This is a genomic window from Streptomyces sp. NPDC104814 (assembly GCF_055583185.1).
Genome location: NZ_JBVJOL010000016.1, coordinates 32843 through 58681 on the forward strand (window position 1 = coordinate 32843; position 25839 = coordinate 58681).

The following is a 25839-nucleotide window of genomic DNA, read 5'->3' on the forward strand; positions in this document are numbered from 1 at the left end:
CAGCCCAAACGAGCGGCTCCGCCGGGGAGCGCCGGGTATGTGCGGTTGTCTTTCGGGTGCGGCCCGGGTGTGGCTGGTCGCGCAGTTCCCCGCGCCCCTGGCACGTAAGGCCGACCGTCAGCCTGGAAGCGCCCCGGTCTGCTTCCACCGTCAGCCGGGGAGTTGACCCTCGTCTCCGACCCGTCTGCGGTAGACCTCGACCACTCGGTCCAGGGAGTCGCGCAGGTAGACGGAGAGGAGCCGTTCCGCGCCCTCTCTGTCCCCGTTTCGGAGGGTTTGCAGGATCTGCCGGTTGCGTACCAGATACGGTTCGTGAAGCTTTCGCGGGTCGTCCACCACGTGGAACGCCAGGCGGAGTTCGGCGAAGACGCTGCGCATGAGCTCGTCGGTGCGTTCACTGCCGGCCAGGGCGACGAGTTCCTGGTGGAAGTGGATGTTCGCGGTGCCCAGCGATTTCCAGTCGTTCTCGGCGCCGGCCCGCTCGCCCTCGGCCACCGCCGCGGCGAGGCCGTCGAGTGCGTACGGCGGGTCACCGAGGCCCCGGACGACCGCGCACTCCACCAACGCGCGCGTGCGGTAGATGTCCTCCACGTCCTCGACGGTCAGGACCCGGACGAAGACGCCCCGGTTGAGTTCGTGGACGAGCAGTCGCTCGTGGGTGAGCAGCCGGAACGCCTCGCGCAGTGTGTTGCGGGACACACCGAGCGCGCCGCCGATGCTGTCCTCCGACAGCCGGGTGCCGGGTGGGAAGAAGCCGTCGGCGATCCGGCTCCGGAGGATGTCCGCGACCCGCTCGGCCGTGCTGGTGCGGCCCAGGAGGGCGCGGTCGTCGGCCAGTGACGCCAGCTGCTCTGCCATGCCCGGAATTCAATCGCACCCACGGGGACGAGACAACAGGGGTATTGAAGGATCGTTGAACGATCCTCTACGGTGCTGCGCACGGCTCTTCCCGATGCTCCTCCGTCACCCCTGAGCGAGGTGTCCATGAGCACGACCCCTCCACCCCGGGCAGCGACCGCCGGCGCGCACGCCGCCGCAACGGAACCCGGCGCTGCCGACGGCGCGTTCGGCTGGCTGCGCGCCCTCGGCCCACGCGGCCGGCGCGCCTTCGCGGGCGCGTTCGGCGGCTACGCGCTCGACTCCTACGACTACTTCACGCTCCCGCTGAGCATGGTCGCGCTGTCCGCGTACTTCGGCCTGGACAGCGGCCAGACCGGCCTGTTCACCACGGTCACCCTCGTCGTCTCCGCGGTCGGCGGCGCCCTCGCCGGGATGCTCGCGGACCGGGTGGGCCGGGTGCGGGCACTGCTGCTCACCGTGATCACCTACGCGGTGTTCACCGTCGCGTGCGGCTTCGCGCCCGACTTCGAGACGCTGCTCGTCTTCCGCGCGCTGCAGGGCCTCGGCTTCGGCGGCGAGTGGGCGGTCGGCGCGATCCTGGTCGCCGAGTACGCGAGCGCCCGGCACCGCGGCCGCACGCTCGGCGCGGTGCAGAGTGCCTGGGCGGCCGGCTGGGCGCTGGCCGTGGTCGTGTACACGCTGGTGTTCTCGTTCGTCGACGACGGCCTGGCCTGGCGTGTGATGTTCTGGACCGGTGCGCTGCCCGCGCTGCTCGTGGTCTGGGTACGGCGCCGGGTGCACGACGCTCCGCAGGCCGCGGCCGCACGCGAACGCAGCGGCGAGAAGGGGTCCTTCGCGGCCATCTTCAAGCCGGGCCTGCTGCGCACCACCGTCTTCGCCGGCCTGCTGTCGACCGGCGTCCAGGGCGGCTACTACACGCTGGCCACCTGGGTGCCGACGTATCTGAAGTCCGAGCGCGGTCTGTCCGTCGTCGGCACCGGCGGATACCTCGCCTTCCTGATCTCCGGCGCGTTCATCGGCTACCTCACCGGCGGTTATCTGACGGACCGGCTGGGCCGGCGGCGCAACATCTGGCTGTTCGCCCTGCTGTCGGCACTGTGCATCGCGGTCTACGCCAACCTCCCGAGCGGCGCCGACACCCTGCTGCTGGTGCTCGGGTTCCCCCTCGGGTTCTGCATGTCGGCCATCTTCAGCGGCTTCGGGTCGTATCTGAGCGAGCTGTACCCGACGGCCGTGCGCGGCACGGGCCAGGGCTTCACCTACAACACCGGCCGCGCGGTGGGCGCGGTCTTCCCGACCACGGTCGGCTTCCTGGCGGACAGCTGGGGCGTGGGCGGCGCGCTGGTCTTCGGCGCGATCGGCTACGGCCTGGCCGCCCTCGCCCTGCTGGGGCTTCCGGAGACTCGCGGGAAGGAGCTGGTGTGACCGACAGCACCGCCGTCGACATCGGCAGCAGTGACCGCCCCGTCACCCTCGTCGACCCGCACGCGCACGCATGGAGCCCGGCCGCCGCACGCGCCCGCTTCCGGGCGGGGCTGTCCGGTCCGACCGCCGGGGTCGCCGCCGGCCACACCCAGGTGAACCTGATCTCCGTCCCGGCCGACTGGGCGTACGAGACCTTGCTGTTCTGCACCCGCAATCCCAAGCCCTGCCCGGTCCTCGACGTCACCGACGCGGGCTCGTGGACGACCGCGCTCGCCGACGGCGCCGATCTGCGCACCGATCTGCCGCGTTACCGGGTGTGGGAGCACGGTCGGCTGGTGGACGAGCCGACCGATGTGCGGGCGTACTGGCGCGACGACCTGGTGTCGTTCCTCATCGGATGCAGCTTCACCTTCGAATGGGCGCTGACCTCGGCGGGTGTGCCGCTGCGCCACATCGAGCAGGGCCGCAACGTCCCGATGTACACCACGAGTTGGCAGTGCCGTCCGGCGGGGCGGCTGCACGGGCCGCTGGTGGTGTCGATGCGTCCGGTGCCGCCGGAGCACCTGCCGGCGGCGATCAGGGAGAGCGGACTGCTGCCGGCCGTGCACGGCAGCCCCGTACACTGCGGCGATCCCTCGGCGCTCGGCATCGAGGACCTCGGCCGTCCCGACTTCGGCGATCCGGTCCGCCTGGAACCGGACGACATCCCGGTGTTCTGGGCCTGCGGAGTGACCCCGCAGGCCGCGGTGACGGCCTCCCGGCCGCCGTTCGCCCTCACCCACGCACCGGGACAGATGTTCCTCACCGACGCCCGCGACGAGCAGTACCGCGTGGCATGAGCACCCAGGAAGAATCCATGACCTCCATCGATCTGAACGCCGACCTCGGCGAGGGCTTCGGCCGCTGGGAGCTGACCGACGACGAACGGCTGCTGTCCGTCGTCACCAGCGCCAACGTGGCCTGCGGCTTCCACGCCGGGGACGCGGTCACCATGCGCCGGGTGTGCGAGCTGGCGGCCGAGCGCGGGGTGCGGATCGGCGCACAGGTCTCCTACCGGGATCTGGCCGGGTTCGGGCGGCGCGCGATGGACGTGCCGCCCGCCGAACTGGCCGCCGAGGTGGCGTACCAGATCGGCGCCCTGGAGGTGTTCGCTCGGGCGGCCGGGGCGGGCGTGGCCTACGTCAAGCCGCACGGCGCGCTGTACAACCGGGTGGTGCGCGACGAGGAGCAGGCGCAGGCCGTCGTCGAGGGGGTGCTGCTCGCCGACGCGGCGCTGCCGGTGCTGGGACTGCCCGGCTCGCGGCTGCTGGAGAGGGCGGAGAAGGCCGGGCTGCCCGTCGTCACCGAGGCGTTCGTGGACCGCGCCTACACCGACGAGGCCACCCTGGTCCCGCGTGGCCGGGACGGTGCCGTGATCGCCGATCCCGAGGCGGTGGTGGAACGGTCGGTGAGCCTCGCCCGCTCCGGGACGGTCATCGCGCACTCCGGGGCGCGGATCGAGGTACGCGCGCGTTCCCTGTGCCTGCACGGTGACACCCCGGGCGCGGTGGAGCTGGCCCGCCGGGTGCGCCGGCGGCTGGAGGAGGCCGGGGTGCGGGTGGAGGCCTTCGCGTGAGGGCGCTGCCCGTGGGCGACGACGCCCTGCTGATCGAGGTGACCTCCGGTCAGGAGGCCGAGGCCCTGCACGCCGAGCTGGTGCGCCGGCGCGCCGAGGGGCTGCTCACCGTGCGGGAGATCGTCCCGGCGGCGCGCACGGTCCTGCTCGACGGGCTGTCGGAGCCGGACCGCGTGGCCGGTCAGCTGGCGCAGGCGGAGGTGCCGCCCGTTCCCGCACGCGCGCGTGAGGTGGTCGAGATCCCGGTCCGCTACGACGGCCCGGACCTGGAGCAGGTCGCGGCGCACTGGGGGGTCGACGCGGCGGAGGCGGCGCGCATCCACGCGGCGACCGCGTTCCGGGTGGCGTTCTGCGGCTTCGCCCCCGGCTTCGGCTATCTCACGGGACTGCCCTCCCGCTACGACATGCCGCGCCGGGGCACTCCGCGCACGGCCGTCCCGGCCGGTTCGGTGGCGCTGGCCGGGCCGTACACCGGGATCTACCCGCGCTCCTCCCCCGGCGGCTGGCAGCTGATCGGGACGACGGACGCCGTGCTGTGGGACCCCGCGCGCGTGCCGGCCGCGCTGCTCGCGCCGGGCACGCGCGTGCGGTTCGTGCCCGTGGGCGGGGTGGACGGCGTATGACGGACCGCGCGCTCGCCGTCGTACGGGCCGGGGCGCTGACGACCGTGCAGGACCGGGGGCGGCCCGGGCACGCGCATCTCGGCGTGCCGCGCTCCGGGGCGCTCGACGCGGCCGCCGCCGGGCTGGTCAACCGGCTGACCGGCAATCCGCCGGAGGCCGCCGTCCTGGAGACGACGCTGACCGGCTGCGCCCTGCGGCCGCGCTGCGCGGTCACCGTGGCCGTCGGCGGCGCGCCCTGCCGGGTCACCGTGGACGGGCGGCCGGCCGCCTGGGGAGCTCCGGTCCGGGTGCCCGCCGGGGCGCTGCTGGACGTCGGCCCGGCGGTGCGCGGCGTACGCAGTTACGTGGGCGTCTCCGGCGGTGTGGCGGTCGAGCCGGTCCTCGGCAGCCGCTCCACCGACCTGCTCTCCGGGCTCGGGCCGGCGCCGCTCGCCGACGGTGCGGTGCTCGCCCTCGGACCGGAACCGGGCCGGGCGACGGTGCCGTACACGCGCGTGGACGTGGCTCCGCAGCCTGGCCCGCCGTCCGAGCTGGTGCTGCGGGTCACGCTGGGGCCACGTGACGACTGGTTCACGCCGGAGGCGGTGCGCGTCTTCACCACGCGCGCGTACCGGGTCTCCGCCGCGAGCAACCGCATCGGCCTGCGCACCGAGGGGCCGTCCCTCGAACGCGCGCGCCCGGGCGAACTGCCCAGTGAGGGCATGGTCCTGGGCGCCGTCCAAGTGCCGCCCGACGGACGCCCGGTGGTCTTCCTCGCCGACCACCCGACCACCGGCGGCTACCCGGTGATCGGCGTCGTCCGCCCCGCCGACCTCCCGGCCGCGGCACAGGCCGCACCCGGGACGCCGGTACGGTTCGTGGCGGTACGCCGCCGGTAGAAGGCGTGGCTGCGGCGGCGACGTGTTTGCCAGGGAGGCCGAGCGGGCGGGCCACACGTACCGGCGGCTCCGCCCCGGGCCGGCGCGGCGGCGTCTCCTGGCGATGCGGCGACCGGCGAGCGCGGCGCCCTTTCCTCGCCGATGTGCGGCCGGCGAAGGTCTACGCCGCTTCCTCCACCTCCCTCACCGACACCGCCGCCAGGGCCGCCGAGACCGCGGCCGAGGTGCGCAGGTCGAGGCGGGCGGCGGTGCCCCGGGCCCGGTGGCGCAGTTCCTCGGCGGCGAGGGCGAGCAGCTGGGGCAGCAGGTCGGTGCAGCGACGAGCCACCCAGCCGGTACCGGCGGTGGCCAGCCGGCGCAGGCTCGCCGCGCGGGTGGGCGCGGGGAGCTCCGGCTCGGCCGAGGGCGCGGGACCGTTCGCCAGGCCCGCCCCGGCCAGCAGGGCGTGGCAGCGGACGGCGAGCTGCCGGTGGCCGCGTTCGCCGGGGTGCAGCCGGTCCGCGCTCCACATCGCGCGGTCCCTGGTCCACTCCCCCGTGCCGGCGTGCAGGTGCAGCGTGCCGTACCGGTCGGACAGGGCGTGCACGACGGTGTTGACGGCGTGCTGGCGCCGGGCCAGCGGCCGGGCGAGGGCGCCCGGGAGGCCCAGCATCGTGCCCGGGTCGGGCAGGCAGGCGGTGAGCACCGTCGCGCCGTGCCGGGTGAGGGCGCCGTACACGGTGTCGAGGCGGGCGGCCACCTCGTGGATGTCGAAGGTGCGGCGCAGGGTGTCGTTGACGCCGATCACGACCGATGCCAGGTCGGGGCGGAGGGCGAGCGCGGCCGGCAACTGCTTCTCCAGCACGTCCCGCGTCTGCGCCCCGCTGACCGCGAGGTTGGTGAAGTCCACGGGCGACACGGCCAGGGACGGGGCGAGCAGGGCGGCCCAGCCGCGCCGGCCGCCCACGACCGGGTCGCCCACGCCCTCGGTCAGCGAGTCGCCGAGGGCCGCGAACCGCACGGGTCTCATGCCACGCCCTCCGGCACCGTGGGCCGCGGAGCGAGGGGCACGTCGTGGGCGGCGAGGAACGCGTCCACGGCCTGCTGCCAGCCGAAGCACTCGGCACGCGCGCGTGCCGCCGCCCGGCGCTCCCGCGCGGGCCGCGCGAGCAGCAGCTCCACGGCGTCCGCGAAAGCGCCGCCGTGGTCGGCCGCGGTGGCGCCCGTCGATCCGACGACCTCGGGGAGCGCGGACGACGCACTGACGGCGACGGGCGTGCCGCAGGCCAGTGCCTCCAGGGCGGCCAGACCGAACGTCTCGGCGGGTCCGGGCGCCAGGCACACGTCGGCGGACGCCTGCAACACGCCCAGGTCCCGGCGGTCGGCGACGTGTCCGAGGAAGGTGACCGGCAACCGCCGCTCCCGCGCCCGCTGTTCGAGCCGGGCGCGCAGCGGACCGTCCCCGGCCACCACGAGCACCGCCCGGCGACCGCGCCCGAGCAGCGTCTCCAGTGCGTCCAGGGCCGTGCCGGGGCGTTTCTCCACGGACAGCCGCGAGCACATCAGCAGCAGCGTCTCGTCCCCACGCGCGTGCACCGCCCGCACGCCCGCGTCCCGCAGCGCGGGGTGCCGCTCGGCCAGATCGACGCCGAGCGGGGCGCGTACGACGTTGCGGGCGCCGATCCTGACGAACTCGCGCTCGGCGAACTCCGTCGTGCACACCACGCGCGCGTACGTGTGCGCGGTGCGGATGTTGAGCGCGTCGGCGGCACGCCGGGCGGCGCCCCCGGGCAGGCCCCAGGTGCGCAGTACCCCGTCGGCGGACTCGTGGGAGACCATCACGGCCGGCACCCGCGCGCGCCGCGCCCACCGGCCGGTCCACCTCAGCGTCGTACGGTCGGACACCTCCAGGCGGTCGGGGGCCAGCTCGTCGAGGAGCCGGGCCACGCGCCGCCTGTCGGTGAGGACCCGGTAGCCGCCGGTGCCGGGCAGCAAGGGCCCCGGCAGGGTGATGACCCGTCCCTGCTCGGTCTCCTTCTCGCTCTCGGTCTCGCCGGGAACGACCAGGACGGGCTCGTGCCCGGCGGCCCGGTAGCCCTTGCCCAGTTCACGCAGGGCGGTGCGCAGGCCGCCGGAGGCCGGGGTCACGAAGTTCGCGAGCCGGACGATCCGCAGGCCGGTCATGCCGCCACCACCGGCCTGCGCGCGGCCAGGACATCGGCGTAGTGGCCGATCAGCCGGTCTCCCACCGCCGTCCAGGTGCGGCCCTCGACCATGGCCCGCCCGGCGGCTCCGAAGGCCGTGCGCCGGGCCGGGTCGGCGGCCAGGGCCCGTACGCCCTCCCGTACGGCGGTGGCGTCACCCGCCGGAAAGAGCAGCCCGGTGTGCCCGTGGGCGACCAGGTCCAGCGGGCCGCCGGCGGCGGGCGCGAGCACCGGCACGCCGCTGGCCATGGCTTCCTGCACGGTCTGGCAGAACGTCTCGAAGGGCCCGGTGTGGGCGAAGACGTCGAGGGAAGCGAAGATCCGGGCGAGGTCGTCGCCGGTACGGCGGCCCAGGAACACGGCGCCGGGCAGCGCCTCCTCCAGACCGGAACGGCTGGGTCCGTCGCCGACGACGACCACCCGCACACCGTCCAGGCCGCACACCCCGGCGAGGAGCTCGACCTGCTTCTCGGGGGCGAGCCGGCCGACGTAGCCGACGATCACCTCGCCGCCGGGGGCCAGTTCACGGCGCAGCGCCTCGTCGCGGCGGTCGGGGCGGAAACGGACGGTGTCCACGCCGCGCGGCCACAGCCTGAGCCGGGGCACGCCGTGCTCGTCCAGGTCGCGCAGGGCGGCGGTGGACGGGGCGAGGGTGAGGTCGGCCGCGGCGTGCACGGAGCGGATGCGCCGCCAGGCGGCGGCCTCGCCGGCGCCCATGTAGGTGCGGGCGTATCCGGCCAGGTCGGTCTGGTAGACGGCGACGGCCGGGATGCCGAGCCGGGCGGCGACGGCCATGCCGCGCACCCCGAGGACGAAGGGGCCGGCCAGGTGGACCAGGTCGGCGCGGTGCTCGGCGAGCGTCGAGGCCAGGCGCCGGCTGGGGAGGGCGACGCGGACCTGGGGGTAGCCGGGGAGCGGGAGGGAGGGGACGTGGACGACGGGGCAGGGGGCGGACGCGTCGGGCCTGGTCCCCGGGGCGGGGGCCGGCGCGACGACGAGCGGGGCGTGACCGCGGGCGACGAGGTGCCGGGCGGTCTGGAGCGCGCAGTGGGCCACGCCGTTCACGTCGGGGGGAAAGGATTCGGTCACGATGACGACACGCATACGTGTGTTGTCGCCGCGCCGGACGTGGCCGCGTCAACGTGGATCTTTCCGGCCGAGGAACGTCCTGTGAGCGTTGCGCTCCGCACCCGAGCAGGCCGGGAACCGGCCACGCGCTCCTGAAGTAAGGGTCACCCGGCGTTCACACGCCGGGCCGCGGCCGCCCGGCGGATCGCACCCGGCCTGGCGCGTCACACCCGCCCGGCGGATCGCACCCGGCCTGGCGCGTCACACCCGCCCGGCGAGTCGCGCCCGTCCGGCGAGTCGCACGACGGCAACCGCGCAGCGGCCCGAGACAGGTCCCATCGCGTCCGCACAGCAGGCCCCCCTCAGGGGGCAACGGCCGGACGCCTCGCCCTGCGACCCCGCAGGGTCGACGCCCTGCCCGTCCCAGCTGTCCCCCGTCGCCCGGTGTCACACCGCCGACGCGTCCGGTCCGATGCGGCTGCGTACGGCCGTCTGGACCTCGTCCTCCTCCGCCGGGTCCGCGGCCAGCCGGCGCAGGCGCTCCACCACGCGCGCGTCGCCCGTCTCGGCGTGCCGCGCGGCGATCTCGCGGGTGGTCTCCTCGCAGTCCCACAGGCACTCGACGGCGAAGCCGGTGCCGAAGGAGGGGTCGGTGGCCGCCAGCGCGCGGGCGCAGCGGCCGCGCAGATGGGAGGAGGCGGTCTCGCGGTAGACGTGCCGCAGAACGGGTGCGGCGCAGGCGATGCCGAGGCGCCCCGCGCCGTCGACGAGGGTCCACAGGGTGGGCGCGTCGCAGCCCTCTCCCCGTACGGCCTCGCGCAGGGCGCCGAGGACGAGGTCGCTGTCCTGGGCGCCGCCCCGGCAGGCGAGGACGCGTCCGGCGGCGGCGCCGAGCGCGTCGGGCCGGCGGGCCCAGCCGCGGGCCCGGTCTACGGCGGCGACGGCGCGCATGCGTTCGAAGGCGTCGACGGCGGCCTCGACGACGGGCGCGGTGCCGCCCGCGGCAGCGGCCTCGATCAGGTCGAGGGCGTCGGGATCGTTGCTGTCGGCGAGGTAGCGCAGGGCGGCGCACCGGGCTCCCTCGGTGCCGTCCAGCGCGGCCCGCACGATCTCCGGCCGGTCCTCCGGGCCCGCCACGGCGGCGAGGCAGCGCGCGGCGGGGACATGGAGGGCGGCGCCGCGTTCGACGCCCTGCTGGGCCCATTCGAGGACCGCGGCGACGCTCCATCCGGGCCGGGGCCCGGTCGGCCGCATCTGCCGCTGCCAGCGGTCGAACGAGCCGGCCTCGTGCGCGGCACGCACGCGTGCGGCGATGTCGGCCCGCTGGTCCTCGGCCCACAGCCGCCACGGCCGGGGTTCGAAGGCGTCGCGTACGACGGTGGCCAGCGCCGCCTCGCCCTCGGCGTCGGTGGTGAAACGGGCGAGGACGGGTGCGGCGAGGGCGCGCAGCCCGGCGTCGTCGTCGCGCAGGGCGAGTTCGTCGAGCGCCCAGGCCCAGTTGGAGCCGGTGGCGGCGTAGCGGCGCAGCAGATCGAGGGCGTCGCGGCGGCCGTAGGAGGCGAGGTGGCCGAGCACGGCCAGGGCGAGTCCGGTGCGGGACTCGTCGGTGTCGAAGACGTCCTCGACGTCGAAGAGGTGGGCCTCGATCTCGTCCAGCTGGCCACCGAGATCGAGGAAGAGACGGGCGTAGTACAGGGAGCGGTTCTCCACCTGCCAGTCGTGGCGGGGGTCGCGCAGCACGCAGTGGTTCAGTGCCGCGAGCGCCTCGGCCCGGGGGGCGGTGAGCGCGTGGAGTGTGCCGTCGCCGCGGCCCCGCTGGAGCAGGCCGAGCAGCGTACCACTGGGCGCTATGACCGGATCGAACATGGGAAACAGCCTCACATCAAGCGTCGACGCAACCGGGGACGTGCATTACCTGGCCGCGTGACAACACGTCGGGGCGCCCGCCGTTTCCTGCTTGCTGTAGACCATCTCTCTCTGCCTCTCGTCGGTGGCCCATGCGGGCCGCATCACGGCCCGCGCGGTGCGGCATCACCTGCCCGGCCATCGCGTCCGTGAATCACGACGTCATGATGACCCGGCGGTTCCGCCCACCGCGACCGAAATTTCCGGCGGCCTGTTACCGCCTCCCCCGTGGTCGGTGTCCTATCTGGTCAAAATCCTTGTTCCCGCTGGTCGCAGCGGGTGTGTTCAGGCCGCGCCGAACAGTTCGAGCAGCTCGGTCTTGCCGAACATGCGCGCCGTGTCGACGGCCGAGGGGGTGCCCGCGGCCGGGTCGGCGCCGCCCTCCAGGAGGGCCCTGATGACGGCTTCCTCACCCTTGAAGACGGCGCCGGCGAGCGGGGTCTGACCGCGGTCGTTGGCGCGGTCGGCCTCGGCGCCGCGGGTGAGCAGCGCACGGACGGTGTCGGCGTGGCCGTGGTAGGCGGCGAGCATCACGAGGGTGTCGCCGCGGTCGTTGGTGAGGTTGGCCGGTACGCCCGCGTCGACATAGGCCACGAGCGGCTCCGTCTGCCCCTGCCGGGCCAGATCGAAGATCTTGGTCGCCAGCTCCACGACCTCGGGGTCGGGGGCTTCAGTCATCGGCCGGACCGCCTCTCACTGCGTTCTTGGGGACTGCTGCGGGGTGCCGCCTCCGCGGCCGCGGAGGCGGCGTACGACCGCGAGCGGTGCGGCCGTACGAGTGAATCGCCAGGGTACTGGCTCGTCGCTCCCCTGTCGGGCGCCACAGGCGGCAAAGATCACCGACAGGCCCGTTCGACGCCAATTGTCCTGCTCGGACAGCCCAGCCGACGCTCCGCCGAGCGAGGGAAATCGTGGGAATTTCCCCCGTTTGCACCTTTAATCGTATAGATACATGCTGTGAGCCTGGAAGTACTCATGGTGACTGTCCCCACCGAACACCAGGAGAGCTCAAATGATCCTGTCCATCTCAGGCGTCGTCCTGCTCGGCATCGTCGTCTTCATCTTCTTCCGCAAGGACGGCCTCAAGGCGTCGCACGCGCTGATCTCGGCGCTGTTCGGCTTCTACCTGGCCAGCACGGCGATCGCGCCCAGCATCAAGGCCGGCGGCGAGAGCCTGGCCGGTCTCCTCGGCGGCATCAGGTTCTGACGCCGTCCTCCCCGCCCGTACGCACCACAAGGAGGCAGCAGTGGCCCGGCGCCCCCTCCCCCGCATCCTGAGCACAGGCAGCGCGCAGATCGCCCGGAGCCGGGAGCTGGCCCGGACGGCGGCGGACAGCGCCACCGACGTCCTCCATCCGCTGATCACGATCACCCGCGGTCTGCGCCGGCTGGCCTCGGCCGGACGGCGCAGATGGGCCGAGACCCCGAAGGACAAGCGCGGCCAGCTGCTGTTCATGGTGGCCGCGGTGATCCTGGCCGTGGCCCTGGTGCCGTACGGCCTGCTGCTCGCCGTCATCACGCTGATGGCGGCGGCAGCCTGGCAGGGCCGTGACCGCACACCCCCGGCACCCGAGGGCCCGGACGAGTCGCAGACGCAACGGCTGAAGGCGCTGTACGAGGCCCTGGTGCCGTACTTCTCCACCGCCGAGGACCCGGCGCCGCTGTACGCGCACGGCGGCGAGTGGGAGAAGGCCTTCCCGGCGCACGAGTTCGACGGCTCGGGCCGGATCACCCACCTCCAGATCCGCTACCCGGCGTACTTCCCGGACGGCAGGGCCGAGGCACGCGCGCGTGTCGAGCAGCTCCTCACCGCGAAGTCCGGCCGCGGCCGCGAGTACCACTTCGCGTGGGACGAGGAGGGCAACGAGCTGACGGTGAGCGTGCTGGCGCCGCTGCCCGCGGGCATCGCCGCCCAGCGGTTCGTCACCACACCGGGCGAGACGGTCCTCGGGTTCACGGACTCCCTCCAGGTCCAGCGGACCCTCCCGCTCTCCTTCGGCGACGAGCAGCGCGACATGCCGCCCGTCATCTGGCGCACCGGCATCCGCTCCACCGAGCCGCACCTGCTGGTCATGGGCCAGCCCGGCAGCGGCGCCTCCACCCTCCTGCGCTCCATCGCGCTCCAGGCCCTTCCCTACGGCGACGTCCTGATCGTCGACGGCGGCGGCACCGGCGAGTACGCCTGCCTGACCGGCCGGGACGGCGTGCTGGCCGTCGAGTGCGGGCTGAGCGGGGCGCTGGCCAGCCTGGAGTGGGCGGCCACCGAGACCGAGCGCCGGCTGATCGCCGCCAACCGGGCCCGCCAGGAGGGGCACCCGCCGCCGGACGACACCCGGCGCCCCCTGTGGGTCCTGCTCGACCGGCCGACCACGTTCGCGCCGCTGGCCGCCGCCGACGGCCGCAAGGACCCGGAGGCCCTGCTCCAGGTACCGCTGCGACACGGCCGCGCGGCGAACGTCACCGTGGTGATCGCCGAGCAGTTCGACAGCCTGGAAGCGCTGAGCGACCCGGTACGGCAGCACACACGCGCGCGTGTCGCCCTGGGCCCGGCGACGCCGGCCCAGCTGGAGGCCGTCCTGGGCGCGCCCCCGTGCACCACGCCCCTCGCCCATGTCCCGCCCGGCCGCGGCTACGCCCGCCTGGGCAGCGGCCCGGTGCACCGGCTGCAGGTGCCGGCGACCCCCGACCCGTACGACGACGCGACCAGTGACGCGCACCGGCAGGCCGTACTGGACCTGCTGCCGCCGCGTACGACCCCCGCGGACGGTGAGAAGGTCCCCATGGACAAGGACGTTCCGGAGGAGCCGCTCACCACGGAGCCCGCGGTGGTGGAACAGGCGTAGCCCCAGGGCCCTACGCCTGCCGGAGGCGCCGCACGCCACGCACGCGTGCGGCGCCTGCGCCGTACCCGCACCGGCGCCTCCGCTCCTGAGCGATGTCCGGCTCCACGAGTGCGACGTGGACACGAGTCGACCGCGGCCGGCCGACCGACACCGACTGGCCCGTGCCCACCGCCGGGACAGGCCGTACGCCCGCCGACCGCGGCCTGCCGAACGGCATCGACCGGCCTTGCCGCCCACAGCCGGCTCGGGCCGTACTCCCGCGCCCGCTCAGGCCACGAACGTGCGCGGTGCCTCCGCGCCCCCGGCCCCGCCGCTGGCCACCAGGCGCGCCGCCGCCGCGAGCCGGGCCGCCGCCTCATCGGCGACCGCGCCGCCGACCGTGAACGGCAGCCGGACGAACCCCTCGAAGGCCCCGTCGACGCCGAAGCGCGGCCCCGACGGGACCCGTACGCCGACCCGCTCGCCCGCCTCGGCGAGCCGCGACCCGGACAGTCCCCCGGCGCGCACCCACAGCGTCAGCCCGCCGCGGGGCACCTCGAACTCCCAGTCCGGCAGCTCCCGGCGCACCGCGGCGACCAGGGCGTCCCGGTTCTCCCGGGCCTGGGCTCGCCGCAGCCGCACGGCCTCCTCCCAGCCGCCGGTGCTGAACAGCCAGTTCACCGCGAGCTGCTCCAGCACGGGCGTGCCGAGGTCGGCGTAGGCGCGGGCGGCGACCAGGGAGCGGATCACGTCCGGTGCGGCCCGCACCCAGCCGATGCGCATTCCCGCCCAGAAGGCCTTGCTGGCCGAGCCGACGGTGATGACGGTCGAACCGGCGGGGTCGAAGCCGCACACGGGCCGCGGCATGGCCCCCTCGAGACCGTCGTCGAGCCACAGCTCGGTCATCGTCTCGTCGGCCACCAGCACGGTCCCCGCGGAACGGGCCGCCTCCACCAGTCGCCGCCGCTGCTCCTCGTCGGCGAGCGCGCCGGTGGGGTTGTGGAAGTCGGCGACGACGTAGGCGATGCGGGGCGCGGCATCGCGCAGCACCTGCCGCCAGCGGTCCAGGTCCCAGCCGGACAGCCCCTCGGCCATCGCGACCGGCACCAGCCGCGCGCCCGCCTCCCGCATCAGCTGCAGGATGTTGGCGTAGGACGGTGACTCCACGGCGATGCGCTCGCCGCGGCCGCCGAAGAGGTGGCAGATGGCGTCGATGGCGCCCATCGCGCCGGTGGTCACCATGATCTGCTCGGGCATCGTCGGGATGCCGCGCGCGGTGTACCGCTCCGCGATCATCGCCCGCAGCGCGGGCAGCCCGGCCGGGTAGTCGCCGTGCGTGTGGGCGTAGGGCGCGAGTTCCTCCAGGGCGCCCTGGACGGCACGCGTCAGCCACGGTTCGGGCGCGGGCAGCGCGGCGCAGCCGAGGTCGATCATCGAGCCGAGCGCCTCGGGCGGCAGCGGCTCCAGACCCCGGGCGGGCAGCGGGTTTCCGGCCGGGACGGCGGTCCAGCTGCCGGCCCCGCGCCGGGACTCCAGGAAGCCCTCGGTGCGCAGCGCCTCGTAGGCCGCCGCCACCGTCGTACGGCTGACGGACAGGGCGAGGGCCAGTTCGCGTTCCGCGGGCAGGCGGGCGGCCACCGGGACGCGGCCCTCCAGGACCAGCAGGCGGATGCCGTCGGCCAGCGCCCGGTAGGCGGGGGGCCGGCGGGTGCCGGGGCCCGCCGGGCGGTCCTGCTGCGACTTGAGCAGCCGGGCGAGCTGCGCCGCGCCCACCGCAGAGGTCCACTGGGCCATGCCGATCAGTCCACCTTCCCCGAATTGGCCATGGAGAGCGTGTGCTTCCACGCCACAGGGTGTCATGTGTCAGGCCACTACCACCACCCAGGGGGCCCTCGTGTCCACACCACCACGCCACCTGCCCCGGCGGCTGATCCAGCTCTACGCCGGGCTGGTCCTCTACGGCGCCAGCTCCGCGCTCCTCGTGCGCGCGGGCCTCGGCCTGGAGCCGTGGGGCGTGCTCCACCAGGGCCTCGCCGAGCTGACCGGGCTGAGCATGGGTGTGGTGTCGATCGTCGTGGGCGCGGCGGTGCTGCTGCTGTGGATCCCGCTGCGTCAGCGCCCCGGCCTGGGCACGGTGTCCAACGTCTTCGTCATCGGCCTGGCCATGGACGGCACCCTCGCGGCCGTCCCCACGGCGCACGCCCTGGCCGTCCGCGTCCCGCTGCTGGCCGCCGCGATCGCGCTGAACGGCGTCGCGACCGGCCTGTACATCGCCGCCCGCTTCGGTCCGGGCCCGCGCGACGGGCTGATGACCGGGCTGCACCGGCGCACGGGCCGCTCGATCCGGCTGATGCGCACGGTGGTGGAGGTGGTGGTCGTGGTCACCGGGTTCGCCCTGGGCGGCACCCTCGGCGCCGGGACGCTGCTGTACGCGGTGTCCATCGGCCCGCTCGCGCAGTTCTTCCTCCGGGTGTTCGCCGTTCCGCAGACACCGCGGACACCGCAGGGCAGCACGGTCGTTGCCACGGGGTCACCCACTCGGGCGATACTGCGTCCGTGACGACGTCCATACGCCACCCGTACCTCGACCATCCGGGCCCGCTGGCCTTCGCGCACCGCGGGGGCGCGGCCGACGGCCTGGAGAACACCCTGGCGCAGTTCCGGCGGGCGGTGGAGGCCGGCTACCGGTACATCGAGACCGACGTGCACGCCACCAAGGACGGCCGGCTCGTCGCCTTCCACGACGCCACGCTGGACCGGGTCACGGACGGCGCCGGCCGGATCGCCGACCTGCCGTGGACGCAGGTGCGCCGCGCGCGCGTGCAGGGCACGGAGCCGGTACCCCTCTTCGAGGAGCTGCTCGAGGCCTTCCCCCGGGTGCGCTGGAACGTGGACGTCAAGGCCGAGGCGGCGCTGCACCCCTTCCTGGACCTGATCGCCCGGACGAACGCCTGGGACCGGATCTGTCTCGGATCGTTCTCCGAGGCGCGCGTGGTGCGCGCCCAGCACCTCGCGGGCCCGAAGCTCGCCACCTCCTACGGCACCCGGGGCGTGCTCAATCTGCGGCTGCGCTCCTGGGGCGTGCCGGCCGCGCTGCGCCGCTCGGCGGTGGCCGCGCAGGTGCCGGAGGTGCAGTCGGGGATCCAGGTGGTGGACCGGCGCTTCGTCCGCTTCGCCCACGCGCACGGGCTGCAGGTGCACGTGTGGACGGTCAACGAACCCGAGCGCATGCACCGGCTCCTGGACCTGGGTGTCGATGGCATCATGACCGATCACATCGACACACTGCGCAAGGTCATGGAGGAACGCGGCGTCTGGGTCTGACCGACCGGCGCCCGCCCGGGCGGCGCGCTCTACCTTCGGCGGGGAAGCGAGGGCACGGGTGGACATCGACACCGTGCGCGGGGCGGGGGCGGACGACGCCACGGACCGCAGGCGCGAACAGCGCGGCTGGTATTTCTACGACTGGGCGTGCTCGGTCTACTCGACGAGCGTGCTCACCGTGTTCCTGGGGCCGTATCTGACGTCGGTCGCGAAGGCGGCCGCCGACGCGGACGGGTACGTGCATCCGCTGGGCGTCCCGGTCCGGGCCGGCTCCTTCTTCGCCTACGCCGTGTCCCTGTCGGTGATCGTGGCGGTGCTGGTGATGCCGCTGGTGGGGGCCGCCGCCGACCGCACCGGCCGGAAGAAGCCGCTGCTGGCGGCGGCCGCGTACACGGGCGCGGCGGCGACGACGGGGATGTTCTTCCTGTCCGGCGACCGCTATCTGCTCGGCGGTGTGCTGCTGGTGGTGGCGAACGCGGCCCAGTCCGTCGGAACGATGCTGTACAACTCCTATCTGCCGCAGATCGCCGGACCCGAGGAACGCGACGCGGTCTCCTCCCGGGGCTGGGCCTTCGGGTACGCGGCCGGCTCCCTGGTGCTGATCGCCAACCTCGTCCTCTACTCCGCCCACGACAGCTTCGGCGTCTCGCAGACCATGGCCGTGCGGATCTGTCTGGCCTCGGCCGGGCTGTGGTGGGGCGCGTTCACGCTCGTCCCGCTCGCGCGGCTGCGCGACCGCCGCACGGCGCGGCGCGAGGCCGCCCTGCCGGGGATGCGGCAGCTCGCGGCGACGGTCCGCGACATGCGCCGCCACCCGCTGACCGTCGCCTTCCTGCTCGCCTACCTGGTCTACAACGACGGCATCCAGACGGTGATCTCCCAGGCGTCGGTGTACGGCTCGGAGGAACTGGGCCTCGGCCAGTCCACGCTGATCACGGCCGTGCTGCTGGTCCAGGTGCTCGCGGTCGCGGGGGCGCTGGGCATGGGCCGGCTGGCCCGGACGTACGGGGCGAAGCGCACGATCCTCGGCTCGCTGATCGCCTGGACGGTCACGCTCGGCGCGGGGTACTTCCTGCCGGCGAAGGCGCCGGTGTTCTTCTTCGTGCTGGCGGCCGGGATCGGTCTGGTCCTCGGCGGCAGCCAGGCGCTGTCCCGCTCCCTTTTCTCCCACCTGGTGCCGCCGGGCAAGGAGGCCGAGTACTTCTCGGCGTACGAGCTGAGCGACCGCGGGATGAGCTGGCTTGGCCCGCTGCTCTTCGGCGTCACCTACCAGCTGACCGGCAGCTACCGGTCCGCGATCATCTCGCTGGTGGCGTTCTTCGTCATCGGTTTCGTGCTCCTCGCGCGCGTGCCGGTGCGGCGGGCGATCGGCGACGCGGGCAACCCGGTTCCCGAGAGGATTTAGCACTCGGGGTGAAAGGGCGGTAGTGTACGCGTTTGGCCTGCCAGGCGTACCGTTACTGCGCGTCAAAGGCGACGAGGCGCTAGGTGACATCTCCGATCAGACGTGACAAACCGGGCGTCGGTGGGTACTGCACTGGTTGACAAGGCTGCGGCACGACGGCGACGCATGACCCGGATCGGGACATCGGGACGGGAATCTTTACCGCCGACCGGACGTTGACCGGATGACGACGACAGCGACACCTGTCCTGTGGGCGACAAGCCCGGGAGGCACGATTCATGAGTGAGCGAGCTCTTCGCGGCACGCGCCTCGTGGTGACCAGCTACGAGACGGACCGCGGCATCGACCTGGCCCCGCGCCAGGCCGTGGAGTACGCATGCGAGAAGGGGCATCGATTCGAGATGCCCTTCTCGGTCGAGGCGGAGATCCCGCCGGAGTGGGAGTGCAAGGTCTGTGGAGCCCAGGCACTCCTCGTGGATGGCGACGGCCCTGAGGAGAAGAAGGCCAAGCCCGCGCGTACGCATTGGGACATGCTGATGGAGCGGCGGACCCGAGAGGAACTCGAAGAGGTCCTCGAGGAGCGGCTCGCCGTTCTGCGCTCCGGTGCGATGAACCTCGCGGTTCATCCCCGGGACAGCCGCAAGTCCGCGTAGTCCCTGCGGGGCTCGGACCGGTACACAGCGCGCGTTACTGACCGCGGGCGCCGTACGTCTTGACGTACGGCGCCCGCGGTCTGTTGTGCGTGGGGCCCCTCGGGGCTCGTGCTCAGCGGGTCGGCCTCGTGCTCAGCGGGTCAGCGGGGGGCGGCGGTCCTGCGGGGTGTCGCCCGGCTCGTCGTGCTGGATGACCTCGCCCTGGACGACCTTGCCGTCGGGGCGGTGGATGCGGGCCTGCTGGAAGACGTCACCGAAACCGCCCGTGCCCGCCGCGCGCAAGGTGCGGTCCACGGTGCGCTCGGCGTAGCGGCCGACGGCCTTCTGGACCGGCGGGACCAGCAGGAGCAGGCCCACCGCGTCCGAGATCAGTCCCGGGATCATCAGCAGCAGGCCGGCCAGCATGAGGAAGCCGTTGCCGCCTCGCTGTGCCGGGGAGCCGCCCCGCTGCAGCGCCTCGTTGAGGTTCTGGAAGGCGCGCCGCCCCGCCCGCTTGACCACCGCGGCGCCGGCCACGACGCCGGCGAGCAGCAGCAGGAAGACCACGAACCCGTTCGACGCGCCGGCGACGACGGTCAGCAGCCAGATCTCCAGCACCAGCCATGCGGCGACGCCCAGCGGCAGGGCGGTGCGCAGCCGCGAGCGGCGGGTCCGGCCAGAGTTGCGGGAGGAGGAAGAGGTCGGAGCGCCAGTCGTCATGTCTCCAGTGTGCCTGGCCCCGGCTCAGCTCCGGATAAGAGCCCTGATCAGGCGTTCCCGCCCACAGGCGGCTCACCCGTGGTCGGCTCGCCCTTGGCCGGTTCACCCTTCACCGGTCCGCCCGTCGCCGGCTCCTCCGGCGCGGCCGCCGGCGGCTTGGCCGGCTCGTCCGCCGACGGGCCGGCCGGCTTCGCCTTCCCCGTGAGCTTCCCGACGCGCTCCCCCACGCCCCACGCCGTGACCCGCCACAGCGCCTCGACCAGGATGTCGCGGCTCATCTTGGAGTCGCCCAGCTCCCGCTCGACGAAGGTGATGGGCACCTCGACGACGTGGTAGCCGGCCTTGATCGCGCGGCGCGCCAGGTCGACCTGGAAGCAGTAGCCCTGCGAGGCGACCTCGTCCAGGCCCAGGCCCTCCAGGGTCTCGCGGCGGAAGGCCCGGTAGCCACCCGTGATGTCCCGCAGCGGAAGGTCGAGCGCCAGCCGCGAGTACAGGCTGCCGCCGCGGGAGATGAACTCGCGGGACTTCGGCCAGTTGACCACGCGGCCGCCGGGCACCCAGCGCGAGCCGAGGACCAGGTCGGCGCTCTTGAGCGCGGTGAGCAGGCGAGGCAGTTCCTCGGGCTGGTGGGAGCCGTCGGCGTCCATCTCGACCAGTACGCCGTAGCCGTGCTCCAGCCCCCAGCGGAAGCCCGCCAGATAGGCGGCGCCGAGGCCTTCCTTGCCCTTGCGGTGCAGCACGTGCACGTGGTCGTCCTCGGCGGCCAGCTCGTCCGCCAGCTTGCCGGTGCCGTCCGGGCTGTTGTCGTCGGCCACGAGAACGTGCGCCTCGGGAACCGCCTGCCGCACCCGGCCGACGATGCTCTTGATGTTCTCCGCCTCGTTGTAGGTCGGAATGATCACCAAGGCCGTGCCGAGCGGACCGAACTTCCTCCCCTGGGCCTTCGCCTCGAAAGTCCCGTCGCCGTCGTTCACTGCTGCCCCTTCATGTCCGTACGCAGAGCACCACCATAGTGGCCGCGGCCTGCTATGACGTGACAGGACGTTCGTATGCCGGTGTCCAAAGAGGAAACTCGGGGTAGGAGAGCCTGTTTTGGGTCCGTTCGCACGCGTGCGTGCGGCGGATGGGGGCCCGGCGCCCTTCGGGCCGACCTGGGATCCGCCGGCTGCGGATCGACCGAAAGCCGTTGTCTACTGAGCGCCCGGGCCCCACCCGGGTCACACCTCCCCGGCGCGGCCAAAACGTTCCCTCGCCGGCGCTGCGCTGAGCCTGGCTCCCAGTGGCGGTGCTCCCGATCCGGTTGCACCGTCCCTGACCCAGCTGCGCTGCGGCGCCTGAACGTTTCCCGCACCGGGCGTCCGGTGGTGGACTCCGCCGAACCTATCGGCCCCGGGGCGCCGCCTGTCAACAGCCCTGCGACCTGCGGGAACGGCGTCAATACGCAGGTCAGCCGGGCGGCGGGGCGTACGGCACCGGTCCGCCGCCCGGCCGCCGTAGATCACTCGCCCGGCCCTACGTACACCGTGCGGCCGCCGACCACCGTCCGCAGGCAGACGGGCAGGTCACGGCCGGGGGTGAGGTCGGGCAGGCCCGGGGTGCCCGAGCGCGGGTCGGTGGACCACCGGGCGACGCGGTCGTCGGGGGCCTGGACGACGAGCGCGTCGGTGCGCCACACGGCGTAGTCGGCGGGGGCTCCGGGCACCAGGACGCCCGCGTCGTCGCGTCCGATCGCCCGCCAGCCGCCGCGCGTGTGGGCGGTGAAGGCGGCGCGGACGGAGACCCGGTGCTCGGCGGTGCGGTGGAAGGCGGCGGCGCGGACCGTGCCCCACGGGTCGAGCGGCGTGACCGGGCTGTCTGAACCGAAGGCCAGCGGGACACCGGCGCGCAGCAGCGCGGCGAACGGGTTCAGCGTGCGGGCCCGCTCGGCCCCCAGGCGCTGGGCGTACATACCGTCCTCGCCGCCCCACAGCGCGTCGAAGGCCGGCTGCACGGAGGCGGTCAGGCCCAGCTCGGCGAAGGCGGCGATGTTCTCCGGGGTGAGCATCTCGGCGTGCTCGACGCGGTGGCGCGCGCCCCGTACGCGGGCCAGGCCCACCTTCTCCGCGGCCGCGCGGACGCCTTCGACCACGGCGCTCACCGCGGCATCGCCGATGGCGTGGAAGCCCGCCTGGAGGCCCGCCTCGGTGCAGGCGACGACATGGGCGGCGACCGCGTCGGCGTCGAGGTAGGCGGTGCCGGTGTGGGCTGCGTCGGCGTACGCCTCGTGCAGGCAGGCGGTGTGCGAGCCGAGGGCGCCGTCGACGAAGAGATCGCCGGCGGCGCCGACGGCGCCCAGCTCCCGCGCCTTGGCGACGTCCGCCTGCGCCCAGTAGCCGACGACCCGCGGGCCCGGCTCCTCGGCGGCCAGCCGGAGCAGGCCGGTGAAGTCGTCCTCGGAGGAGATGTCGGGCCCGCCGCACTCGTGGACGGAACCGATGCCGAGGGACGCGGCGCGCGCGAGGGCCGCGCGCTGGGCCTCGGTGCGCTGCTCGGGCGTGATCGCGCCGAAGGCGGTGGCGCGCACGGCGTGGTGGGCGTCGGCGGTCAGCGGCCCGTCCGGGGCGCCGAGGCCGGGGGTCAGCTCCAGCAGGGCGGTGGTGACGACCGCCGAGTGGACGTCGATGCGCGACAGGTACAGCGGGCGCCCACCGGTCGCCTCGTCCAGCTCCGCGCGCGTGGGCGGGCGGCCGTCGGCCCAGCGGGCCGCGTCCCAGCCGTGCCCGAGCAGCACCCGGTCGTGCGGCCGGGCGGCGGCGAACTCCCGTACGGCGGTCAGGGCGGCCCCCAGCGAGGGCGCGTCGGACAGATCGAGGCCGGTGAGCGCCAGGCCGGTGGCGGTGGTGTGCACGTGCGCGTCGGTGAACGCGGGGGTGACCAGAGCGCCGTCGAGGTCGATCACCTCGTCGACACCGTCCGCGAAGGCGTCGGCCGCGCCCTCGGAGCCCACCCAGGCGACCTGGCCGCGTTCGACGACCATGGCGGTGGCGAAGGGATCGGCGGGGCTGTGGACCTCGCCACGGCGGAGCAGGACGGTCTGCGGCTCGGGGGTGCGCTCACTCATGGGGAACAGTCTCGCGCCTGGCCCGGACCGCTTCGCACCCAGGTGGGCTCAGATGCGCGGCGGCCGTGCCTCGTACGGCGTGGACAGCACCACCGTGGTGCGGGTGGACACGCCGGCCAGCGAGCGGACCCGGGCGAGCAGCTCCTCCAGTTCGTGCGGGGTGGCCACACGCACCTTGAGGATGTAGTTCTCGTCGCCGGCGACGCTGTGGCAGGCCTCGATCTCGGGCACGCCGGCGAGCCGGTCGGCGATGTCGTCGGGCGCGCTGGGGTCGAACGGTTTGACCGAGATGAACGCGGTCATCGGCAGCCCGACGGCCTCCGGGTCGACGACGGCCGCGTAACCGCGGATGACGCCACGCTGCTCGAGCCGGCGCACCCGCTGGTGCACGGCTGACGTGGACAGGCCCGTGGCCTTGCCCAGGTCCGTGTAGCTCATCCGCCCGTCCTTGACGAGCAGCTGCACGATCTGACGGTCCAGCTCCTCCATGACGCAGAAACCTACAGGGCGGGTGATCTCCTCGGATACCTCCCAAGCCCAGGTCATACCCGGTTCGTGACCTGGCGGCCGGCCCTTGGTGCGCCATCCGGGCGGCGCGCGGCCCGCTCCCGGTCACCTGCACACGGCATGTGACGAACGCCACACGGCTGGAACCGTCTCCGTGATGGTCTCGTGATTACCCCCGAGAGCGGGCGGGAAGTGCTTGCTGTGGTCGAGGCCGCAGTGCCTTCACGGCCCAGCCCGAGGGGGAGAATCCCATGCAGAGTCTTAAGCGCCCTGGTCGCTCCGTGCCCAAGCGGCAGCAGCTCGTCGTCGAGCCCGAGCCGGAGGGCGTCGAACCCGACGCCCTCGACGACGGCGAGGAGTTCGACGCCTACGACACCTTCGAGATGTACCGGGTGATCTGCCCGGACTGCGCGCAGCCGATCGCGTTGCTGGCGGACGAGGAGGTCCTGCCGGAGCACGCGCTGTGCGCCTCGCCGTGGAACCCGTTCGGGCTCACGGTGTGTGCCGGTACGGGCCGCCGGGCCTCCGACGCCCGGCCCGCGGACGAGTCGTTCGCGCCCCAGGAGCAGGACACGGCCCTGCTGTTGACGCTCCCTCAGGGGCTCGACTGGCGGACGCAGCCCTTCTCGCACGTCGGCGGCCCGGGCTCGCGCCCGATGCGGGTGCCGACGATGCGGCGCGCCGCCTGACGTCACGCGTGACCGATCTGCGCCACGGCGGCGAGGCCGCCGTGGCGCAGGCGTCACCAAATGGCTTACGGCGCGTACGGATTGACGGTGCCCCAGGTGGCCCTGGAGGGCCGCACGAGGACGGAGTCCGGCGCGAACGCACGCCCGATTCCGCGGGCCGGTGACCTCGCGGACCGCTGTCGCGTTGCCCGGGTATGACCCGCACGTATGCGACGACCGGACATGAGCGGCGCCTCTTCGTGCCGCCGCCCGCAGAATCGGTTCCGCTGGCCCCGCCGCAGCATCCGGACCCGCCCATCTACCGTGCGGTGCTGCGAGTGTGGGCGGAGGGCGGCCGTACCCTGCCGGGCCGCCACGACCCGGAGTGGGCCCGGCTGGCGGCCCCGCTGGTCCGCCCGGGCCAGTTCGGCGGCTACCGCGGCCTGGGCGACCCGGGCTGATCGGGCAACGGGGCGCGAGGGGCTCGCGTTCGGTGGGGCGCTGGGCCTCGCCCCCAGGGTGCGCGGGCCACGCGGGTCCTCACCGAGCCGGCGGGCGACGGGGCTCAGCGGCCCGAGCCCGCCCCCGGCAGGCCACGCCCGCACGCAACTGGAACCCGCCCCGGTCCCGCAGACCCGCGCCTGCGCCCAGTCGGGCCCCGGACCCGCAGGCCCCACGGCCCGCACCCAGCCCGGAACCTGGCCCCGACAGGCCAAGCGCCCGGCGGAGCACCGCTCCCACTGGACCGGCACGCCATGTGGCCGTCGGAGCACCGCTCCCCCAGGACCGGCGGGCCAGGTGCCCCCGCTGCGTCGGTCAGCGGGTTTCCGGGCCCGCGAGGTGGCGGGCGATGACCATGCGCTGGATCTGGTTCGTGCCCTCGACGATCTGCAGCACCTTGGCCTCGCGCATGAACCGCTCGGCCGGGAAGTCGGCGGTGTAGCCGTAGCCGCCGAGGATCTGGACGGCGTCGGTGGTGACCTTCATCGCCGCGTCGGTGCAGTGCAGCTTGGCCATGGCCGCCTGCTTGGCGAACGGCCGGCCCGCGTCCTTCAGCCGGGCCGCGGTCAGGTACAGGGCCCGGCCCGCCTCGATCTGGGTCGCCATGTCGGCGAGCATGAAGCGCAGCCCCTGGAAGTCGGCGATCGGCTTGCCGAACTGCCGCCGCTCGGTCGCGTACGTCACCGCCTCGTCGAGCGCCGCCTGGGCCACGCCGATGGCGCAGGCCGCGATGCCGAGCCGGCCGGAGTCCAGTGCCGACAGGGCGATGGTGAAGCCCTGGCCCTCCTCACCGATGCGCCGGTCGTCGCCGACGCGGACGCCGTCGAAGTGGACCTGCGCGGTGGGCGAGCCCTTCATGCCCATCTTCTTCTCGGGCGCCGCGGCGCTCAGCCCCTCGGCGTCCCCCGGCACCAGGAAGGCCGTGATCCCGCGCGGGCCCTCCTCGCCGGTGCGGGCCATCACGGTGTAGAAGTCGGCGACCCCACCGTGTGTGATCCAGGCCTTGGTGCCGGTGATCACCCAGTCGTCGCCGTCCCGGACGGCCTTGGTGCGCAGGGAGGCCGCGTCGGAGCCGGAGGCCGGCTCGGACAGGCAGTAGGCGCCCAGCAGGCCTCCGCCGAGCATCGCGGGCAGGTGCTCGACCTGTTGCTGCTTGCTGCCGAAGGTCGCGAGGGCGTGGCAGGCGAGGGTGTGCACGCTGACGCCGAGACCGACGGTGAGACGGGCAGCGGCCAGCTCCTCCAGCACCTGGAGGTAGACCTCGTACGGCTGGTCGCCGCCGCCGTACTCGGAGTCGTAGGGCAGACCGAGCAGTCCGGACTCGGAGAGGAGGGAGAAGACCTCGCGGGGGAAGCGTCCGGCGTCCTCCTCCTCGGCAGCCTTCGGGGCGATCTCGCGCTGCGCTATGTCACGGACGAGCGAGATCAGATCCCGGGCCTCCTCCGTGGGCAGCAGACGGTCCACCGGCTGCGGGGCGCGGTCGGGCATGGCGACGCTCTCCTCCCTGTCGGGCACGTCGGCGGACGTGCGCCCGGGGTGGGGGCGGCTCCGCCGGGTCTTTCCGGGTGCCGGTCGGGGCGGGCGTTTCCGGGTCTCGGAACA

Annotated in this window: 25 protein-coding genes; 13 read left to right on the top strand and 12 right to left on the bottom strand. The window is 74.1% G+C overall.

Annotated features, from left to right (window positions below):
- Nucleotides 1–150: 150 nt before the first annotated feature.
- Nucleotides 151–858 (bottom strand): GntR family transcriptional regulator, encoded by a 708-nt coding sequence (locus ACZ64A_RS34850; protein ID WP_469815946.1) that lies wholly within the window; start codon nt 856–858, stop codon nt 151–153.
- A 126-nt stretch (nt 859–984) separates the two neighbouring features.
- Between ACZ64A_RS34850 and ACZ64A_RS34855 the strand changes: the two genes are divergently transcribed.
- From ACZ64A_RS34855 to ACZ64A_RS34875, 5 genes are read left to right on the top strand one after another with little or no spacing between them, the layout of a single operon-like run.
- On the top strand, nt 985–2286 hold the full coding sequence (locus ACZ64A_RS34855; RefSeq protein ID WP_469815947.1) for an MFS transporter: 1302 nt from the start codon (nt 985–987) through the stop codon (nt 2284–2286).
- Complete coding sequence (locus tag ACZ64A_RS34860) at nt 2283–3125, top strand: putative hydro-lyase (RefSeq protein WP_469815948.1); 843 nt, start codon at nt 2283–2285, stop codon at nt 3123–3125. The genes ACZ64A_RS34855 and ACZ64A_RS34860 overlap by 4 nt, the downstream gene beginning before the upstream one ends.
- Before the next feature lie 17 nt (nt 3126–3142).
- Nucleotides 3143–3901: a LamB/YcsF family protein gene (locus tag ACZ64A_RS34865; protein ID WP_469815949.1), complete on the top strand. Its 759-nt coding sequence runs from the start codon at nt 3143–3145 to the stop codon at nt 3899–3901.
- Nucleotides 3898–4524, top strand: a complete 627-nt coding sequence (locus ACZ64A_RS34870; RefSeq protein WP_469815950.1) for a 5-oxoprolinase subunit B family protein — start codon at nt 3898–3900, stop codon at nt 4522–4524. The genes ACZ64A_RS34865 and ACZ64A_RS34870 overlap by 4 nt, the downstream gene beginning before the upstream one ends.
- Nucleotides 4521–5402, top strand: coding sequence for a 5-oxoprolinase subunit C family protein (locus ACZ64A_RS34875; RefSeq protein ID WP_469815951.1), 882 nt, complete (start codon nt 4521–4523; stop codon nt 5400–5402). Before ACZ64A_RS34870 ends, ACZ64A_RS34875 begins: the two co-directional genes overlap by 4 nt.
- A 160-nt stretch (nt 5403–5562) precedes the next feature.
- Here ACZ64A_RS34875 and ACZ64A_RS34880 read toward each other — a convergent pair whose 3' ends face one another.
- From ACZ64A_RS34880 to ACZ64A_RS34900, 5 genes are all read right to left on the bottom strand, one after another.
- Nucleotides 5563–6411 (bottom strand): SGNH/GDSL hydrolase family protein, encoded by an 849-nt coding sequence (locus ACZ64A_RS34880; RefSeq protein ID WP_469815952.1) that lies wholly within the window; start codon nt 6409–6411, stop codon nt 5563–5565.
- Nucleotides 6408–7565 carry a glycosyltransferase gene (locus tag ACZ64A_RS34885; RefSeq protein WP_469815953.1) on the bottom strand — a complete coding sequence of 386 codons (1158 nt, stop codon included), beginning with the start codon at nt 7563–7565 and terminating at the stop codon, nt 6408–6410. The genes ACZ64A_RS34880 and ACZ64A_RS34885 overlap by 4 nt, the downstream gene beginning before the upstream one ends.
- The gene (locus tag ACZ64A_RS34890; protein WP_469815954.1) at nt 7562–8689 is read right to left on the bottom strand and encodes a glycosyltransferase family 4 protein; all 1128 of its coding nucleotides are present in this window, start codon (nt 8687–8689) and stop codon (nt 7562–7564) included. Before ACZ64A_RS34890 ends, ACZ64A_RS34885 begins: the two co-directional genes overlap by 4 nt.
- Nucleotides 8690–9100: 411 nt before the next feature.
- The gene (locus ACZ64A_RS34895; protein WP_469815955.1) at nt 9101–10519 is read right to left on the bottom strand and encodes a HEAT repeat domain-containing protein; all 1419 of its coding nucleotides are present in this window, start codon (nt 10517–10519) and stop codon (nt 9101–9103) included.
- A gap of 324 nt (nt 10520–10843) precedes the next feature.
- A complete protein-coding gene (locus ACZ64A_RS34900; protein ID WP_469815956.1) occupies nt 10844–11236 on the bottom strand; it encodes an ankyrin repeat domain-containing protein in 393 nt (130 codons plus the stop codon).
- 334 nt (nt 11237–11570) lie between these two features.
- Between ACZ64A_RS34900 and ACZ64A_RS34905 the strand changes: the two genes are divergently transcribed.
- Both ACZ64A_RS34905 and ACZ64A_RS34910 read left to right on the top strand, forming a co-directional pair.
- Nucleotides 11571–11765, top strand: coding sequence for a hypothetical protein (locus tag ACZ64A_RS34905; RefSeq protein ID WP_469815957.1), 195 nt, complete (start codon nt 11571–11573; stop codon nt 11763–11765).
- 40 nt (nt 11766–11805) lie between these two features.
- On the top strand, nt 11806–13401 hold the full coding sequence (locus tag ACZ64A_RS34910) for a P-loop NTPase family protein (RefSeq protein ID WP_469815958.1): 1596 nt from the start codon (nt 11806–11808) through the stop codon (nt 13399–13401).
- Between the two features lie 267 nt (nt 13402–13668).
- Here the strand turns inward: ACZ64A_RS34910 and ACZ64A_RS34915 are convergent, their stop codons facing one another.
- On the bottom strand, nt 13669–15174 hold the full coding sequence (locus ACZ64A_RS34915; RefSeq protein WP_469815959.1) for an SCO1417 family PLP biosynthesis transcription factor: 1506 nt from the start codon (nt 15172–15174) through the stop codon (nt 13669–13671).
- A gap of 64 nt (nt 15175–15238) precedes the next feature.
- Here ACZ64A_RS34915 and yczE point away from each other — a divergent pair, with 64 nt between their 5' ends.
- The 4 genes from yczE (at nt 15239) to ACZ64A_RS34935 (ending at nt 18762) form a co-directional block, all read left to right on the top strand.
- Nucleotides 15239–15940 (top strand): membrane protein YczE, encoded by a 702-nt coding sequence (yczE, locus tag ACZ64A_RS34920; RefSeq protein ID WP_469815960.1) that lies wholly within the window; start codon nt 15239–15241, stop codon nt 15938–15940.
- Nucleotides 15937–16704: a glycerophosphodiester phosphodiesterase gene (locus ACZ64A_RS34925; RefSeq protein ID WP_469815961.1), complete on the top strand. Its 768-nt coding sequence runs from the start codon at nt 15937–15939 to the stop codon at nt 16702–16704. Before yczE ends, ACZ64A_RS34925 begins: the two co-directional genes overlap by 4 nt.
- A gap of 58 nt (nt 16705–16762) precedes the next feature.
- Nucleotides 16763–18109 carry an MFS transporter gene (locus ACZ64A_RS34930; RefSeq protein WP_469815962.1) on the top strand — a complete coding sequence of 449 codons (1347 nt, stop codon included), beginning with the start codon at nt 16763–16765 and terminating at the stop codon, nt 18107–18109.
- Between the two features lie 278 nt (nt 18110–18387).
- Nucleotides 18388–18762 (top strand): RNA polymerase-binding protein RbpA, encoded by a 375-nt coding sequence (locus ACZ64A_RS34935; RefSeq protein WP_010357981.1) that lies wholly within the window; start codon nt 18388–18390, stop codon nt 18760–18762.
- Between the two features lie 132 nt (nt 18763–18894).
- On the opposite strand, the gene fxsA is transcribed toward ACZ64A_RS34935, so the two are convergent.
- The 4 genes from fxsA to ACZ64A_RS34955 all read right to left on the bottom strand — a co-directional run bounded on the left by fxsA (nt 18895) and on the right by ACZ64A_RS34955 (nt 23050).
- Nucleotides 18895–19461, bottom strand: a complete 567-nt coding sequence (gene fxsA / locus ACZ64A_RS34940) for an FxsA family membrane protein (protein ID WP_469815963.1) — start codon at nt 19459–19461, stop codon at nt 18895–18897.
- 47 nt (nt 19462–19508) lie between these two features.
- Nucleotides 19509–20435: a polyprenol monophosphomannose synthase gene (locus ACZ64A_RS34945; protein WP_469815964.1), complete on the bottom strand. Its 927-nt coding sequence runs from the start codon at nt 20433–20435 to the stop codon at nt 19509–19511.
- A gap of 524 nt (nt 20436–20959) precedes the next feature.
- Complete coding sequence (locus ACZ64A_RS34950; RefSeq protein WP_469815965.1) at nt 20960–22561, bottom strand: amidohydrolase; 1602 nt, start codon at nt 22559–22561, stop codon at nt 20960–20962.
- A gap of 48 nt (nt 22562–22609) precedes the next feature.
- A complete protein-coding gene (locus tag ACZ64A_RS34955) occupies nt 22610–23050 on the bottom strand; it encodes an Lrp/AsnC family transcriptional regulator (protein ID WP_006136660.1) in 441 nt (146 codons plus the stop codon).
- A 269-nt stretch (nt 23051–23319) separates the two neighbouring features.
- Between ACZ64A_RS34955 and ACZ64A_RS34960 the strand changes: the two genes are divergently transcribed.
- Together ACZ64A_RS34960 and ACZ64A_RS34965 are read left to right on the top strand one after the other, a co-directional pair.
- Nucleotides 23320–23757 carry a hypothetical protein gene (locus ACZ64A_RS34960; protein ID WP_469815966.1) on the top strand — a complete coding sequence of 146 codons (438 nt, stop codon included), beginning with the start codon at nt 23320–23322 and terminating at the stop codon, nt 23755–23757.
- 194 nt (nt 23758–23951) lie between these two features.
- Nucleotides 23952–24197, top strand: a complete 246-nt coding sequence (locus tag ACZ64A_RS34965) for a hypothetical protein (RefSeq protein ID WP_469815967.1) — start codon at nt 23952–23954, stop codon at nt 24195–24197.
- A gap of 355 nt (nt 24198–24552) precedes the next feature.
- Here the strand turns inward: ACZ64A_RS34965 and ACZ64A_RS34970 are convergent, their stop codons facing one another.
- The gene (locus tag ACZ64A_RS34970) at nt 24553–25725 is read right to left on the bottom strand and encodes an acyl-CoA dehydrogenase family protein (protein ID WP_469815968.1); all 1173 of its coding nucleotides are present in this window, start codon (nt 25723–25725) and stop codon (nt 24553–24555) included.
- Nucleotides 25726–25839 lie beyond the last annotated feature (114 nt).

Coding starts and splice junctions, on each gene's coding strand:
- ACZ64A_RS34850 (WP_469815946.1), bottom strand. CDS start 858: ATGGCAGAGCAGCTGGCGTCACTGGCCGACGACCGCGCCCTCCTGGGC.
- ACZ64A_RS34855 (WP_469815947.1), top strand. CDS start 985: ATGAGCACGACCCCTCCACCCCGGGCAGCGACCGCCGGCGCGCACGCC.
- ACZ64A_RS34865 (WP_469815949.1), top strand. CDS start 3,143: ATGACCTCCATCGATCTGAACGCCGACCTCGGCGAGGGCTTCGGCCGC.
- ACZ64A_RS34875 (WP_469815951.1), top strand. CDS start 4,521: ATGACGGACCGCGCGCTCGCCGTCGTACGGGCCGGGGCGCTGACGACC.
- ACZ64A_RS34880 (WP_469815952.1), bottom strand. CDS start 6,411: ATGAGACCCGTGCGGTTCGCGGCCCTCGGCGACTCGCTGACCGAGGGC.
- ACZ64A_RS34885 (WP_469815953.1), bottom strand. CDS start 7,565: ATGACCGGCCTGCGGATCGTCCGGCTCGCGAACTTCGTGACCCCGGCC.
- ACZ64A_RS34890 (WP_469815954.1), bottom strand. CDS start 8,689: ATGCGTGTCGTCATCGTGACCGAATCCTTTCCCCCCGACGTGAACGGC.
- ACZ64A_RS34895 (WP_469815955.1), bottom strand. CDS start 10,519: ATGTTCGATCCGGTCATAGCGCCCAGTGGTACGCTGCTCGGCCTGCTC.
- ACZ64A_RS34900 (WP_469815956.1), bottom strand. CDS start 11,236: ATGACTGAAGCCCCCGACCCCGAGGTCGTGGAGCTGGCGACCAAGATC.
- ACZ64A_RS34905 (WP_469815957.1), top strand. CDS start 11,571: ATGATCCTGTCCATCTCAGGCGTCGTCCTGCTCGGCATCGTCGTCTTC.
- ACZ64A_RS34915 (WP_469815959.1), bottom strand. CDS start 15,174: ATGGCCCAGTGGACCTCTGCGGTGGGCGCGGCGCAGCTCGCCCGGCTG.
- yczE (WP_469815960.1), top strand. CDS start 15,239: ATGTGTCAGGCCACTACCACCACCCAGGGGGCCCTCGTGTCCACACCA.
- ACZ64A_RS34935 (WP_010357981.1), top strand. CDS start 18,388: ATGAGTGAGCGAGCTCTTCGCGGCACGCGCCTCGTGGTGACCAGCTAC.
- fxsA (WP_469815963.1), bottom strand. CDS start 19,461: ATGACGACTGGCGCTCCGACCTCTTCCTCCTCCCGCAACTCTGGCCGG.
- ACZ64A_RS34950 (WP_469815965.1), bottom strand. CDS start 22,561: ATGAGTGAGCGCACCCCCGAGCCGCAGACCGTCCTGCTCCGCCGTGGC.
- ACZ64A_RS34955 (WP_006136660.1), bottom strand. CDS start 23,050: ATGGAGGAGCTGGACCGTCAGATCGTGCAGCTGCTCGTCAAGGACGGG.
- ACZ64A_RS34960 (WP_469815966.1), top strand. CDS start 23,320: ATGCAGAGTCTTAAGCGCCCTGGTCGCTCCGTGCCCAAGCGGCAGCAG.
- ACZ64A_RS34965 (WP_469815967.1), top strand. CDS start 23,952: ATGACCCGCACGTATGCGACGACCGGACATGAGCGGCGCCTCTTCGTG.
- ACZ64A_RS34970 (WP_469815968.1), bottom strand. CDS start 25,725: ATGCCCGACCGCGCCCCGCAGCCGGTGGACCGTCTGCTGCCCACGGAG.